Genomic DNA, 15,011 nt, shown 5'->3' on the forward strand with positions numbered 1-15,011 from the left:
ATTCGATGTCTTTCTTCCGTTTCATACATGCCGCCGACCTTCATCTCGGCAGTCCGTTCCACGGGCTGACGATGAAGGATGCTGCCCTTGCCGTGATCTTTCTGGAGGCAAGCCGCAAAGCATTTTCAGCCCTGGTGGATCAGGCGATCGAGCGGAAGGTTGATTTCTTCCTTGTGGCCGGCGACGTCTATGACGGCGACTGGAAGGACAACAAGATTGGCCTCTTCTTCAACCGTGAGATTGCCCGGCTCGATCGGGAAGACATCCCGGTCTTCCTGCTGAAGGGCAACCATGACGCCGAAAGCGTCATCACGAAGACGATCACGTTGCCGAAGAACGTACGGGAATTTCCTGTCAACAGACCGGGCTCCTTCGAGATCGACCACCTGAAGGTCGTCTTGCATGGACAAGGTTTTGCCGAACGCTCCGCGACTGAGAACCTCGCGCTTGGCTATCCGGCGCCGAAGCCCGGCTGGTTCAACATCGGTGTGCTGCACACCTCGCTGACCGGCCGAGAGCCGCATGCGCCCTACGCGCCGTGCTCGGTGGAGGACCTACGGTCACGCGGCTACGACTATTGGGCGTTGGGTCATGTGCATGACTTCGAAGTGGTGGCAGAAGACCCGCTTGTGATCTTCCCGGGCAACCTGCAGGGCAGGAGCGTGCGCGAGACCGGCGCAAAGGGAGCCGTCCTGGTGACGGTCGAAGATGGCCGGATCAGCCACGAAAGGATCATCACCGACAGCGCTCGTTTCGCCGAGAGCGTCGTTCATGTCGAAGCCGAGGACGACCTTCCGTCAATCCTTCGGCGCATCGAAGCAAAGCTCGAAGCATTTGCCGATATGATGGAAGGGCGGCCGCTCGCCTTGCGTATCCGCCTGACCGGCGAGAGCCGCTACCGTCAGGAACTGATTGCCCGCGCGCAGGATTTTCGCGACGAAGCACAGGCTGCCTGCCACCGCTGCCACGATGATATCTGGCTGGAGAAGCTCGAGGTCCGGCTCCACGACGCCCGCCATGATGGCGGAACCGCCGACGCGGGAGGGCTCGGTCTGGAATCGCTGATCGCAGGAGATCTGCCTCCGGCACTTCTGGACGAGGCTCAAGCAAGGCTGGCCGAAATCGCAGGGCGCTTGCCGGGAGGTCTAGGCGCACGAGAACTTGCGCTCGGCGATGATGCATCCACACTTCTGGCTGAGGCGCGCGAGCTCCTGCTCGGCCGCGCCGGCGGGGTGCGCTGAATGCGGTTCAAGCGTCTCGACATCCTGCGCTATGGCGCACTCACAGACCGTAGCCTTGCCTTCCAGAAGGATGCACGGCTGCATGTGATCTACGGGCCGAACGAGGCGGGAAAGTCCTCGGCGCTCTCTGCCATTTCCGACCTCCTGTTCGGCTTTCCCGAGCGAAGCGCCTACGGTTTCCAGGCCGACTCCTCTGCTCTGCGCGTCGCAGCGCTGGTTGCTGCAAGGGATGGGAGCGAGCTGTCCTTCCGCCGGCGCAAGGGGCGCAAAAGCACGCTGCTTGCGCCCACTGAGACCGAGGAGGCGCTGCCGGACGATGTACTTGCTCCCTTCCTTGGCACCCTAAGCCGTGACGTATTTGAGCGCGCCTTCGGGCTAAACTCCGCATCGCTGCGCGCCGGCGGCGAGAGCATGCTGAAGAGCGGGGGGGAAATAGGCAGCCTCTTGTTTTCCGCGGCGTCCGGCCTCAACGGGCTTTCCGATATGCGCAAGGATCTGGAGGCGGAGGCAGACACCATCTACGCGCCAAGACGCTCGAAGGACCGGCTCTTCTACCAGGTGCTGGACGCACATGAGGAGGCGCGCAAGGCAGAGCGCGAGAACGAGCTGAAGGCGGGTGATTGGAAGAAGCTGGTCGCCGAGCAGGCCGACCTGGAGGCGGAGCTCCAGACGGTGCTTGCGCAGCGGCAGGAGACGAAGCGGGCGCTGGAACATCTGCGCCAGCTGCTGCGGCTCGACCCCATCATCCGTGAGATCGATCGGGAGAACGAACAGCTGGCGCAATACGCGCCGCTCGCCGATCTACCTGCGGAGTTCGAGACCGAGCTTGCATCGCTGCTGGAACGGCTGCGGGACACCCACACCGAAAGGAGCCGCAGCGAGGCGGAGAAGGCGCGGTTGACGGACGAGCTTGCGGCGATCGAGGTCGAGGATCGGCTTCTCGATGCCGCACCCGCCATCATGGCCGCCCATTCGGGCATCGCCGCCTATGTTAATGCACGCAACGATATCGCCCGCGTCCGCGCCGAGGCGGAAGAGTTCGGCCTCCGGCTCGCACAATCCGCCCGCCGCCTCGGGCTTTCGGACGCCGCAGATCTGCAGAAACAACAGCCGACCGATGCCGATCTTGCACGGGTGCGGGCGCTGGTGGAGGAAGGAACGGCTCTTGATCGTCAGCTGCATCAGGTCCGTGAACGTATTGAGGAGCAGCGCGATGCGCTGCGGCGCATGGAGGAAGGGGGACGCTCTTCTCGTGCGGTTGATCCGAAGATCTGGTCGGAACAGCTGGCTTCACTACAGCCGGACCTCGTCGATCTTCAGCGCATGGAGGCGCTGCAGGTTCGTGTCAAACGCGCCGAAGGCAATCTTGCCGATGCGGCAACCCGTCTGGATCCTCCCGTGGATGACGTCGGCAAGCTGTCTGCTCTGCCGCTTCCGGATGCCGCGGAGCTTGCGCAGCACCGCTGGCTGATCGAGGAGGCGCGGCGAGAGGCGGCGGCTGTCGCAACCAAGCGCGATGGGCTTGCGGAGGAGGCGGCGCAGGTGCGGATGGCGCTGGCAGCCTTGGAAGGAACCGGTCAAGTCGTCTCACGCGATGCGATCTTGGGTGCACGCACCAATCGGGATGGCCTGCTGCAGGAGGCCAGAAAGCAGCCGGAGCCCGCCGCCTTCGACCGGCTCGCGAGTGCTATTTCCTATGCGGACCAGCTCTCCGACAGTGCGCTTGCCGGTGCCGATCGGGTCACGCGCCATGCGCAGCTGACGCTGCGGCTTGCCGAACTGGATCAGAGCCTGAGGGTGGCCGATGCGCGGGCGAAGCAGGCGGATATCGAACTCTCCGATGCAGTAACCGCGTTCGAGGATGCGTTCCGGCCGGCGGGCGTCAACCCTTCATCGCCCGAGCGGATGATCGAATGGCGGCAAGCGGTGGAAGACCTCTTCCGGCAGCTGCGCGAGCTTCACCAGCTTCGCGACGAGGTGGAGGCGCTGCGGCTGAAGGAGGAGAAGCTGCGCCCGGCACTGATGACGATCGCCGACGCGACGAGGCTTGCAGCCGCAGCGCTTCCCACCACCGCGATCGCGCGCGCTCTGGAACGCAGGCTCTCGGAGATCGCCCAGCTTTGGACCGAAAGCCGCGCGAGCGAAACGAAGCGGGCGGTGGCCGAGGAGGCAATCGTACGGCTGGAGGAACGCCAGAGGGCGCTGCTTCAGGATGTGCAGCACTGGCAGTCAAAGTTCACCGCCGCGCTGCCAAAGGTGGGGTTGCCGGAAGATGCCGATCCCGCCATGGCACTTGCCGCGCTGGAAGCCTGGCGTACGGTTCCGGACCAGGTGGCGGAGCGCCAGAATCGCGAGCGCCGTGTGCGCGGCATGATCCGCGACATGGAAGAGTTTGAGCAGACGACGCGCCAGGTCGTAGGCGAGGTGGCTGCAGATCTCTCTGCCGTTTCCTCCGATGTCGCCGCAAGCCTGCTGCACGAGCGGCTTGTGGCGGCGACGGCGGAAAACAAGCACCGCGTCGCGGTTGCCGCCGATCTTGAGCGCCTCGACGCGACGCTCGCACGACTTGCGGCGGACCGGCAGGCGCTGGAACAAAAGGCGGACGAACTTGCAGCACGGTTGAAAACGCAGGTCGACGCGCTGCCACAGGTCCTTGATGACCTTCGCCAGCGGCAGCACCTGGTGCGAGCCCTGCAGCAGTGCCATGTGCGATTCGCCGAACATGCCGATGGCCGGTCGGAGGAAGAGATCCGGGCAAGCCTCGCCGGGTTCGACAGGATCGCTGCCTCGCTGGAAATCGAACGCCTGACGGCAGAGGAAGAGCGGCTCGTGGAGCGGATGAGAGCGCTCGGCGTTGCTCAGGCGGAAATCGAGCGGCGCCGTCGCGAGTTGGAGACGGGCATCGGTGCCGAGCGTGCGGTGTTCCAGAAGCTGGCGGCCGAGGAGGAGGCGAGGGAGCTTGCCCGCCGATGGGTGGTGCTGAAACTTGCCGCAAGTATCCTCGCGACCTCGATGGAAAGCTACCGTGAGCAGCAGGCAGATCCGGTGATGAAGCGGGCAGGGGAACTCTTCTGCGGCCTCACCGGCGGCCGGTTTACCCGCCTTCTGCAGCTCTACGACGAAAAGGACGAGCTGCAGCTTGCGGTGGAACGGCAGAACGGTGAACAGGTACCATTGTCGGGCTTGAGCGAAGGCACCGGGGACCAGCTCTATCTGGCACTTCGCCTTGCCTTCCTCGAAGACTACTGCCGCCGCAACGAGCCGGCGCCGCTCGTCCTGGACGACATCTTCCAGACCTTCGACGACGAGCGTACGGCCGCCGGCCTTCGCACGCTCGCCGCTGCCAGCGAAACGCACCAGACGCTTCTCTTCACCCACCAGAGAAGCGTGGTCGAGGCTGCACGGCAGGAGCTCGGGGAAAGCGCCGACATCGTCCAGCTGTAGCGCTTGCGCTCGCGCTGCGGCAGGCCGGTCAGCCTCCGCTTGCGGCCAATCCGATAGCATCAGCCACTTCATCGCAACGCGTCGAGAGAGTACTGGTGGCAACGCGCAGATGCCTGCTGGGCAGGATCGAGAACTTCGAACCCGGCTGAACCGCAATCCCTCGGGCTGCAAGGGTGACCATGGCGAATGTCTCATTCTCCACAGAAACCCAAGCGCACAGACCATGTCCTTCGGTGACACCAACGCCGCGCGCGGCAAGCCCCCTTGTCAGCGCAGTGCGGCGCTCATCATAGGCGTGGCGCGCGTTCATCAAAGCGACAGCTGTGGACGGATCACGCAGCAACCATGCAGCTGCGGCCTGTAGGATGCGGCTGGTCCATGCCGCACTGAAACTCCGGTAGGATTGGATCTGCGACACGATGGTCTGAGTGCTGGAAAGCACCGCTAGACGCAGGTCAGGACCAAGCGTCTTGGAAAACGACAAGATGTGAATCACTCGATCCGGGAAATAGGTCCCCAAAGATAGCCGTAGTTTGCTAGAAATGTCGCCGACACCATCATCTTCTATGATGAGCGTGTCGCGATCGCGCAAAACAACGGCAAGTTCGCTCATTCTCTTTGCGGTCACGGTGCGCCCGGTTACAGAGTGCAGCCGCGGCTGAAACAGAAACGCGACTGGCTTATAATGCATCGCTTCCTGGAGGGACGATGGCAATGGACCGTCATCGTCGCATCTTACTGGCACGATGCGCACACCGTGATCCTCAAGGATGTCGAGGAGGCGCATCGCCGTTGGATCCTCGATAGCGATCGCAGCTCCTGGGCTTAAGAGCGCGTGCACCAATGTGTACACGGCATTGTAGCCACCATTCGTGGCGAGAAATGCTTCAGCTTCATAGGGCCAACTCCCACGCACTTCAGCTTCGAGTTCTGGGAGGATCCGACTTCGCTCGTAGCTGTTGAGGTTTTCGGCAGAGGCGCCGTAAGCAAGCGCAGACTGGAGAGGTGGCAGTAATGTCCGATCCGGAACCGCCATCGTCAGATCCAGAACATCAGGGCCGTAGTTGCCGCTGCTGGCGAGCCGTTCTGGTTGCGCAATGAAGCGATCTCCGCTGACCCAGGTTCCGTTTCGCCCTCTGCCGGAGATGATCTTCTGTTTGCGCAACTCGCTCCAAGCTTCGGAGATCGTTGCAGGACTAACGCCGAGTGAAAACGCTAGGTCGCGGACTGGAGGAAGCTTGGCCCCGACAGGAAGCGCACCGGTGCGGATCAACGCGCTGGTTTCCAATGCTATCCCGCGAATGGTTCGATCGCGCAATTTTTCGGCAAACCACGATGCATCATATATACCGCTCATTTTCTCACCAATTTAAATGTTCAATAACGTAATAACATTTGATTGTCGGTTGGTGAACATTTTAATCTCCGGACATGAAACATTGTGCGAGTAGCTGATGAGCCTGCGTCTTCGTATCGCCCTGCGCGATTGGGATTACATGACCCCCTTGGTGTTGGGGGATGTTGGGTCGGACAAACTTGACCTTGTCGTCGATCGTGTGGGGACGCTGGTATCCCATCTCGGTAAAGACCCCGACCATGAGGTCGCTGAGATTTCTTTCAGCCGGTATTGTCAGCTTCGCCACGATGGTGATGAAACGGTTGTCGCAATTCCCAACTTCATCATGCGCGGATTTCGCCATCGGTGTATCGTAACGACCGCAGATAGCGACATCACGACGCTCAGCCAGCTTGCCGGAAAGCGCATTGGCGTGACGGGTTGGCGCGACAGTGGCAACACCTGGACTCGAGCCGCCCTTCGCCGCGAGGGGGTCGAAGTCGCTGACGCGAAATGGTTTGCGGGTCGCTTGACAGACGCGCATCCGATCACCGATCGACTGGATGGCTTCGGTAAGCCGGGCTTGATCGAAGCCTGCCCCGGTGAGCGGCCAATGGTTGACCTTCTGCGTGAAGGCGAGCTTGACGCGATCTTTACGCCGTTCATGCCGAGCGGCTACTTCGAACCAGGTGCACCATTCAGGCAGTTGCTCCCAGACTTTCGCGGTGAAGAGCGACGCTACTTCGCCGATGTAGGCTACGTGCCAGGGATGCACCTGATTGGCATCAAGGCGAGCATCCTCGCCGACAATCCGTGGGTGATCTTTGAAATTAGCAGGCTGATCGACGAATCCCGGTCAATGTGGACCGAGAAGCGCCGCAAATATGCCGAAACGACTCCCTGGATGTTCGACGAGATGCTCAAAACCTCACGCGAGCTTCCCAAGGGCTGGGACGCGAGCGGATTTGAGGTCAACCGCAACATGATCGAGGATTTTGCCAAGGAACTTCATGTGCAGGGCATCATGAACCGTCACATGGCGCCGGAAGAGCTCTTTGCATACGACACCGACGGCAGCCGTATTGGCTAGTCGCGATGTCATCATCAGGTCGCATCTGACATCATCCGAAAGACAAAAAGGGGAATGACCATGTCGCATAGGAAGCTGATTTCACTCGCTCTGGCCGGCTTGACGGTCGCCGGGGTCGCGTACGCTCAGGATCCTGCAATCAAGCTGGATGTAAACAAGGAACTGCACGAGCGCCTCCCGGAAGAGGTCAAAGCTGCCGGTAAGATGATCTCCGTCAACAACGGGTCCTTCCCGCCCTACGAGATTGTCACGGGCACCGAGATGACAGGTGCCAGCGCGGACCTAACCGACGCGCTCGGCCAGTTGCTCGGGATAGAGATCGAGCACGCAACTGTCGGTGGTCTGCCGGCGCTGCTCGCCGGCGTCAACTCCGGTCGTTATCAATTCGCGTTCGGGCCGGTTGGCGACTACAAGGACCGTGAAGCCGCCAACGACTTCGTTGATTGGGTGCAGGAATACGTGGTCTTCGCCACCCTTAAGGGCAATCCGAAGGGCATCACCTCACTCGACACCGCTTGTGGGCAGCGGATCTCCGTTATGGCAGGTGGCTCGGCTGAACGCGTCATCAAGGTTCAATCGGAAAAGTGTGTTGCTGACGGCAAGGATCCGGTCGAAGTTCAGTCCTACACGGACCAACCGGCTTCGATTTTGGCCGTGCGGTCCAAACGTGCGGATGCCTTCTTTTCATCCCAGGCGCCGCTAACCTACTTCGTGTCCCAGTCAAACGGACAACTGGAACTCGCTGGCGTCGGTGAAAAGAACGGCTTTGAAGACATCTATCAGGGCGCGGTCGTACCGAAGGGTTCGCCACTCGGACCGCTACTCATGGATGCCATCAAGGTCCTCATGGACAACGGCACCTATGCGACGATCATGAAGAAGTGGGGCCTTGAAAACAATATGATCAAGCAACCAGGCATCAATCTCGGCGGCCAGCTTCCAAAATGAGCCGCGACCGCACAACACTGGCAGCGCCTTCGGGCGCTGCGCAATTTCGCGATGTAGCGACCGCCCATCAGCCCTTTCGCACCGGCCGCCTGATCTTATGGGTCGTCATCGCCATAGTCGCCATCGATTTTGGTTGGATTGTCGCAAACAACGAGAACTTTGGCTGGCCAGTGGTTGCCCAATACTTCTTCGATCCAACGGTAATCCAAGGGCTTTACGTTAGCCTAGGGCTGACCGTCGTCGGCATGATCCTCGGTGTCATAATCGGCCTGATAATCGCCATCATGCGAATGTCGGGCGACCGGCTCGCCAGCGGGTTTGCATCGCTGTTCATCTGGTTCTTCCGCGGAACTCCGCTGCTTGTCCAGTTGATCTTTTGGTACAACATGTCGACGCTGTTTCCGCAGCTATCGATTTCGATCCCGTTCGGCCCGACGCTTGCCAGTTGGGACACAAATTCAGTGATTACTCCGATGACGGCGGCAATCGTTGGGCTAGCGCTCAACGAAGCGGCCTATATGGCAGAGATCATTCGCGGAGGTCTGCTCTCGGTCGATCGCGGTCAGGCCGAAACGGCAGAGGCATTCGGCATGACCAAGGCACGGGCGCTTTGGCGGATCATCATTCCACAGGCAATGCGGTCGATTGTACCGCCGACCGGCAACCAGTTGATCAGCATGATCAAGGCAACCTCGCTTGTCAGCGTCATTGCCATGGCAGACCTCCTTTATTCGGTGCAGTCGATCTATAACCGCACGTTCGAGATCATTCCCATGCTGCTGGTGGCAGTGCTGTGGTATCTCCTGATCACTTCAATCCTCAATCTCGGCCAAAGCTATATCGAGGCCTATTACGGTCGAAGCGATCGCCGCAGTGGTGGAAACACCAAGGTCGAGGCTGCTACCGCGGAGGCAAACCATTGAATCCCGCCATTGATGCGACTCCTCTAGTTCAAGCCCGTAACGTCCATAAATCCTTCGAACATCTGGAAGTTCTCAAAGGTATAGATCTCGACGTCATGCCAGGCGAAGTCGTGGTCATTCTTGGGCCATCCGGCTCCGGCAAATCGACCTTCCTGCGCTGCATCAACCATCTTGAGGCAATCCAGAAGGGCTACATCGAGGTGGATGGGGAGCAGATTGGCTATCGACTGAAGAAAGATCGGCTCGAGAAGCTTTCTGATAACCGTATCGCCAAGCAGCGCCGTAAGATTGGAATGGTGTTCCAGCAGTTCAACCTTTATCCGCACATGACTGTCCTGCAGAACATCATCGAAGCACCGGTGGGCGTCCATGGCCACAGTCGCCGTCAAGCAGTCGAGTCTGCCATGCAGTTGCTCGAGCGGGTCAGCTTATCAGAAAAAGCCGGCAGCTATCCGCGCCAACTTTCCGGCGGTCAGCAGCAGCGCGTGGCAATCGCCCGTGCTTTGGCGATTCAGCCAAAATTGATGCTGTTCGACGAGCCAACCTCTGCGCTGGATCCCGAGCTCGTTGGCGAGGTTCTGGCGACGATGAAGGATTTGGCCAAACAGGGCCTGACGATGATCGTTGTCACTCATGAAATCAGCTTTGCCCGCGAAGCGGCAGACCGAGTGATCTTCATGGACGGCGGCGTGATCGTCGAGCAGGGCAAGCCTGAAGATGTGATTGGAAACCCGCAGCACCCGCGTACGCAGGCGTTTCTTTCGCGATTCCTTTAGTGCGCTCCCCTTCTATCTGGGAGAGTGCATCCGCCTTCACCATCAACCAATTTTAGAGACTCAGATGCGCTTGCAAGACAACGACTACGCAGGCCTCAGCGATTTTGAGGCAATGGAAGCTGAACTACGAGAGATTCGTCGACACCTGCACGCGCACCCGGAGCTGTCATTCGAAGAGGTCGAAACCGCCCGCTACGTCGCCGATAAGCTTGAGAGTTGGGGTTACGAAGTAACGCGCAACGTCGGCGGGCATGGTGTGGTCGCGGTCATGGTGAATGGCACAGGCATCAAGAGTATCGGCATTCGCGCTGACATGGACGCCCTGCCCATATCGGAGGAAACAGGTGCAAGCTATGCCAGTACATCTTCCGGCAAGATGCATGCATGCGGACATGATGGCCACACGGCAATATTGCTAGGCGCGGCTCAATACCTGGCGCGCACCAAGCGCTTCAACGGGACAGTTACGCTCATATTCCAGCCGGCGGAGGAAGCCGGTAAGGGGAGCGGTGCGCAACAGATGATCGCTGACGGGCTTTTCGACCGCTTTCCAATCGATGCTATCTTCGGTCTTCACAACCATCCAGGAATGCCCGCAGGCGCACTCCTAAGCCGACCGGGCCCGATGATGGCGGCAGGTGACACTGTTCGGATCATCATCAAGGGGAAAGGCGGCCACGCGTCGCGGCCTCATCTGACGGTGGATCCGATTTTAGTTGCATGCAACCTAGTCATGACTCTCCAATCAGTAGTGTCTCGTAACGTCGATCCGACACAAACGGCGGTTGTAACCGTCAGCACAATTCATGCCGGTGAGGCGTCGAACGTGATCGCAAATACAGCAGAGATTCAGATGAGCGTGCGGTCATTCGACCCAAGCGTTCGCGAGCTGCTTGAGCAGCGCATCCGAAGACTCACGGCGAGTGTCGCCGAAGGTCATGGTGCAACAGCCGAGGTCAACTACGAGCATGGGTACCCGGTTGTGGTGAACTCGGAGCGCGAAACTGCGTTCGCGCGCGAAGTGGCGGAAGAGCTGACAGGTGCGGAGAATGTCTCAACTTGTCCGCTCCTCCCAGGCAGCGAAGATTTCGCTTACTTCCTACAGCACCGTCCAGGCAGTTTTCTGCGATTGGGCAATGGAGAAAACTCGCAGATTCTGCACTCATCGAAGTACGACTTCAATGATGAAAGCTTAATAACCGGTGCTGCTATGTGGGCACGATTGGCTGAACGCTACCTTGACAGGGAGGTGTAGCGAGAACCGATGGAGCGGCACGCCTCGATGGCTTTTTGTCTAGCTCCCGCTTTGTTGAAAACGTTCACGGCAGGGCGTGAAAGAAGATCCGGAACGGTCCCGCCGACAGGCACGGAATCGGCGAGACGCTGAGGATCGATTGGCCAGCGGCAGATGAAGAACCCCTCGGCTAGCTGATTGCGGCCACTCGGATCGACGGCATCGGCGCCGAGTACTGAAACTACCCAGCTAGCTGCAGTCTCGCTGTTTGCCAGTTCCATGCACGGTGCCGTACTGTCTGTCATCCATCTGACATAGGACGGTGATGAGCTCATGCTCTCATCACGGTGATTCCGCTCAAGGGCTTCCCAGGGCCTCCCCATCCGCGGACGCACCTGCCTGGAGTTGCCGCATGGGTATTCTATCTGCCGCATTGATAACGCTGATCGGCGTCAATTGGTTAAGCGTCGGCATCGCCGCATTCCGGCTTTCGCCGAAAGGATCGGCTCCGCTTCTGGACGGCCAACAGCCCTTCGTTTCGATCGTAATTCCGCTCCGCGGTATTGAGAACTTCACGCCGGAGACCCTGGCGAGCTCCTTTGCGCTGGACTGGCCGAGCTACGAACTGATCTTCTGCGTTGCTGACGAGCATGATCCCATCATCCCGGTCATCCGAAATGCCATGGCGGCGCATCCTGCCGTCAGGGCGCGTGTGCTGGTGGGCGATGACCGCGTCAGCGCGAATCCTAAGCTCAACAACTGCGTCAAGGGCTGGCATGCAGCCGAAGCCGAATGGGTGATACTCGCCGATTCTAACGTCCTGATGCCGCGGCACTATATCCAGCACTTGCACGCCGCCTGGCGCTCGAATACCGGCCTCGTCTGCTCTACCCCGCTCGGCTCCCGGCCGGACGGTTTCTGGGCGGAGGTCGAATGCGCCTTCCTCAACACGCATCAGGCCCGCTGGCAATATACCGGTGAGGCTCTCGGCTTCGGCTTTGCCCAGGGCAAGAGCATGTTGTGGCGCAAGCCGATGCTCGATGCCGCTGGTGGTATCCAGATGCTAGGCGAGGAGATCGCGGAGGACGCGGCGGCAACGAAGCTGGTAAACCGCCTGGGCCGCAAGGTTCATCTCGTCGCCTGGCCATTCGAACAGCCACTCGGCCGGCGCAGCCTTGAAGAGATCTGGTCACGGCAAAGCCGCTGGGCACGTCTGCGCCGCGTCACTTTCCCCTTCTATTTTGCGCTCGAGATACTGGTCGGCGCGCTGCCGCCGCTGCTCGTGGGGTTCGCTGCCGCCGCGGCCGCAGAGATGAACCTTGCCGCTGTCGCCGCCGCCATCTTGGCGGCCATCTACCTTCCTGAAATCGGCCTCGCTGCGATGAAGCGCTGGCGTCTTTCGTGGCTCACGCTCCCCTCCTTGCTCGCCCGCGACCTCATCATGCCGATGATCTGGACCCGCAGTTGGCTCAGCGGCTCATTCGAATGGCGCGGCAACACGATGATGATTGGCACCGAGACATCGGAGCTGGAGCAGGTGCCGGCACTCTGAATGTCACCGAGGCTTGCTCGAAAAGCTTCCCCTCCTGCTCCGCAAGAACAATATCGACGAGATCAGAGTCGGCGACAATACTGCTCTGGAGGTCGATGCCTGCCGCGACTGCGTCTCGACGGGGCGCACGCTCGGTTTGGGAGCGCGAACTTCTGAGGCGTTTCAGCGTTTCCTTATTTAGGAGGAAACGGCAATGAAACGGGTGCATCAACCTCGAGAAAAGATGGTCGGACCAGCGCTGCACTGCGTAAAAGCCACATGTGGCAAAGCAGGTGCGAGTCCTAAGGAAATCCGCAAGATGCTTCAGCTTCTTGGAAAGAAAGCTACGATGCATGAACTGGCGCACAACCTGAAGGACCGCCCTCCAAAGTTTCGCTGAAATGTTCCAGCCCTCTATAACTCGGCTGGAGACTATTGTGGCCTCACTATAAACGTTGTTCGCCTTGAACAGACGTTCTTCTGGAAGTCTGTGATATGGCTAGACGGACAATGTTCGATGAGGCCCCGATTTGAGGCTCTTTAGTAGAGGCGAGAGGCGGGACTCGCAGCTCTCGCCTTGACGGACTAGAGCGCCGCCCTGCCGCTGCCGCCAATTGGTTTGATCATCCAAGGCTTCACAGCAGGGCCCTTAGCAAGAATACCCTTCTTCTTGGCGAAAGCACGTATAGCATCGCGTGCTGCTCGAAGAGGCTTGAGACCGTCATGTGCCATGTAACAGGTTTTCAGTGCCGCCTCATGAATGAGGTCCCGCTCCCGTTCTGGCCAATCCTCCAGGCAATCAATCGCATCCCCCACCGTAGCGATCTCACGAACCAGATTTTCTCGTTCTTCTAGATACACCGGGCGATGAAAAAGCTTCGAGAACATTTTCCACCTCACTGAGCTGTCTCTGATCAACAAGGAAGCGCTCTGGCGAACGCCTGCTGGACCATTTGGTTGGCCGCATCTTTCGGTTCAAGTAGTGCTGGCTAGGAGCCTCATCGAAGGTTCCCTGTGCCGACCTCGAAAGGGAGCTTAAGGATTGGATGTCGCTCTCGACCGCTTCGGCAAGCGGTGAAAAATTCTCGCCAAAGGTTCTTGAACGGGCAATTTCGCGCGACCAAATTCAAAGAATCGGCAGCCTTTCCGGGGCCGATAGGCCGGAGACGCAGGTTTTCGGTGGCGTCTCCAATCCATGTTGCTTTACGGAGGATATGGTAATGAGAACAGAACTGGATTTCGCCCCCCTATTTCGGTCCAGCATTGGCTTCGACCGCCTCTTCAATCTGCTGGACAATGCACAACGGCTACAGCCGGTTGATCTGTGGCCGCCTTACGACATCGTCAAGCTTGGCGATAATCAGTACGAGATCACAATGGCAGTCGCAGGATTTGGCCAGAGCGATCTCGACGTGACCCAGGAGCGTAATGTCCTGATCATCAAGGGCGGCAAAGCAGAGAAGAAGGACGGAGAGTATCTGCACCGGGGAATCGGCGTTCAGTCATTCGAGCGTCGCTTTGAACTGGCTGACCATGTTCACGTCGAGACGGCGTCGCTGTCCGAAGGCCTCCTGCGAATAGCCTTGAAGCAGGAAATCCCCGAGTCGATGAAACCCAGACGCATTGAAATCGGAAATGTGTCGGAGACGAACGCGCCGCAGCTACAGATTGAAGGTGCCAAGCAGGTCGCCTGACATGCCAGGCTAGTAAGGTGGAGGGAATCTTGGAGGTGGGCCCGTGGAGTACGGGCCTGCCGCAAATTCCCGCGACTCTTCAGGTTGTCAGGTTGCGCAGCCCTCCATCCGTCCTATTGGATCAACGGCAGTTTGGCTGGCTTGTGCAGCAGCAAGCCAGCCATCTCCTGTCTCTCGGGAGAATAGAAGCCGGTTCGCCAGGAGCACCTCGGGAGGGATGAAGACAATTCAACTGACCTCGTTCGCCTTGGTCGGCTTGAACTTGTCCGCCATTGGAAGCATGGCGATCCTACCGGAGGCTGAAAAACGAAGATTGGGAGGAATGCCCAGTTTCGGCTAGAAGGTGTTGCCGGTCAGGAGAGGGAACGCACTTGCAAGACCCCTCGCGACCAACTCTGTATCAGGTTGGTGGCGCTCAAGTCAGCAATTCAGCGACTTCAACTCTATCAATAGGATGAGATGGTGGGCGATGAGAGACTCGAACTCCCGACATCCTCGGTGTAAACGAGGCGCTCTACCAACTGAGCTAATCGCCCTTTCGCGTTGCGAAGCATGTCCGCCGCGTCGGTGGGCGTGATCTATGCGGATCGCGGGAAAACCGCAAGAGGCTTTCTCGCAAAATCTGATTTTTTTGCCGCCGTCGTCCACGGGCCAGGGCGGTTGTGGGCAAAGCCGCCGAGCTTCATCCTTTTGTCTTGAAACGCGCTTGACACCCGTTCGCGAACCTCTTAGTTAGCCGCTCATCCGAAGCGGTCGAGGCCGCTCCGGGAAGGGCCTTGCCCTTACGAAATGCG

The 15,011-nt window shown here is 59.4% G+C and carries 12 protein-coding genes and 1 tRNA gene; 10 read left to right on the plus strand and 3 right to left on the minus strand.

What is annotated here, in order from left to right; translation table 11 throughout:
* The first annotated feature begins 5 nt into the window (after positions 1–5).
* Together MUU54_RS08565 and MUU54_RS08570 are read left to right on the plus strand one after the other, a co-directional pair.
* Positions 6–1,241 (plus strand): metallophosphoesterase family protein, encoded by a 1,236-nt coding sequence (locus tag MUU54_RS08565; RefSeq protein WP_247243620.1) that lies wholly within the window; start codon positions 6–8, stop codon positions 1,239–1,241.
* The gene (locus MUU54_RS08570; RefSeq protein WP_247243621.1) at positions 1,242–4,685 is read left to right on the plus strand and encodes an ATP-binding protein; all 3,444 of its coding nucleotides are present in this window, start codon (positions 1,242–1,244) and stop codon (positions 4,683–4,685) included. It begins immediately after the preceding gene.
* Positions 4,686–4,713: 28 nt separating this feature from the next.
* On the opposite strand, the gene MUU54_RS08575 is transcribed toward MUU54_RS08570, so the two are convergent.
* A complete protein-coding gene (locus MUU54_RS08575) occupies positions 4,714–6,042 on the minus strand; it encodes an aminotransferase-like domain-containing protein (RefSeq protein WP_247243622.1) in 1,329 nt (442 codons plus the stop codon).
* Between the two features lie 97 nt (positions 6,043–6,139).
* Here MUU54_RS08575 and MUU54_RS08580 point away from each other — a divergent pair, with 97 nt between their 5' ends.
* The 7 genes from MUU54_RS08580 (at position 6,140) to MUU54_RS08610 (ending at position 12,923) form a co-directional block, all read left to right on the plus strand.
* The gene (locus MUU54_RS08580; RefSeq protein WP_247243623.1) at positions 6,140–7,111 is read left to right on the plus strand and encodes a type 2 periplasmic-binding domain-containing protein; all 972 of its coding nucleotides are present in this window, start codon (positions 6,140–6,142) and stop codon (positions 7,109–7,111) included.
* Positions 7,112–7,171: 60 nt separating this feature from the next.
* Positions 7,172–8,059 carry an ABC transporter substrate-binding protein gene (locus tag MUU54_RS08585; protein WP_247243624.1) on the plus strand — a complete coding sequence of 296 codons (888 nt, stop codon included), beginning with the start codon at positions 7,172–7,174 and terminating at the stop codon, positions 8,057–8,059.
* Positions 8,056–8,982, plus strand: a complete 927-nt coding sequence (locus tag MUU54_RS08590) for an amino acid ABC transporter permease (RefSeq protein WP_247243625.1) — start codon at positions 8,056–8,058, stop codon at positions 8,980–8,982. Before MUU54_RS08585 ends, MUU54_RS08590 begins: the two co-directional genes overlap by 4 nt.
* Positions 8,979–9,758, plus strand: a complete 780-nt coding sequence (locus tag MUU54_RS08595) for an amino acid ABC transporter ATP-binding protein (protein WP_281433268.1) — start codon at positions 8,979–8,981, stop codon at positions 9,756–9,758. Before MUU54_RS08590 ends, MUU54_RS08595 begins: the two co-directional genes overlap by 4 nt.
* A gap of 64 nt (positions 9,759–9,822) precedes the next feature.
* Positions 9,823–11,013: a M20 aminoacylase family protein gene (locus MUU54_RS08600; RefSeq protein ID WP_247243783.1), complete on the plus strand. Its 1,191-nt coding sequence runs from the start codon at positions 9,823–9,825 to the stop codon at positions 11,011–11,013.
* 391 nt (positions 11,014–11,404) lie between these two features.
* Complete coding sequence (locus MUU54_RS08605) at positions 11,405–12,544, plus strand: ceramide glucosyltransferase (RefSeq protein ID WP_247243626.1); 1,140 nt, start codon at positions 11,405–11,407, stop codon at positions 12,542–12,544.
* A 193-nt stretch (positions 12,545–12,737) separates the two neighbouring features.
* On the plus strand, positions 12,738–12,923 hold the full coding sequence (locus tag MUU54_RS08610; RefSeq protein ID WP_247243627.1) for a hypothetical protein: 186 nt from the start codon (positions 12,738–12,740) through the stop codon (positions 12,921–12,923).
* A gap of 185 nt (positions 12,924–13,108) precedes the next feature.
* Here MUU54_RS08610 and MUU54_RS08615 read toward each other — a convergent pair whose 3' ends face one another.
* On the minus strand, positions 13,109–13,411 hold the full coding sequence (locus MUU54_RS08615) for a DUF982 domain-containing protein (RefSeq protein WP_247243628.1): 303 nt from the start codon (positions 13,409–13,411) through the stop codon (positions 13,109–13,111).
* Positions 13,412–13,743: 332 nt separating this feature from the next.
* Here MUU54_RS08615 and MUU54_RS08620 point away from each other — a divergent pair, with 332 nt between their 5' ends.
* On the plus strand, positions 13,744–14,217 hold the full coding sequence (locus MUU54_RS08620) for an Hsp20 family protein (protein ID WP_247243784.1): 474 nt from the start codon (positions 13,744–13,746) through the stop codon (positions 14,215–14,217).
* A gap of 460 nt (positions 14,218–14,677) precedes the next feature.
* Here the strand turns inward: MUU54_RS08620 and MUU54_RS08625 are convergent.
* Positions 14,678–14,753, minus strand: a tRNA-Val gene (locus MUU54_RS08625).
* Positions 14,754–15,011 lie beyond the last annotated feature (258 nt).

This window comes from Pseudorhizobium tarimense, from assembly GCF_022968135.1.
Taxonomy (GTDB): Bacteria; Pseudomonadota; Alphaproteobacteria; order Rhizobiales; family Rhizobiaceae; genus Neorhizobium; species Neorhizobium tarimense.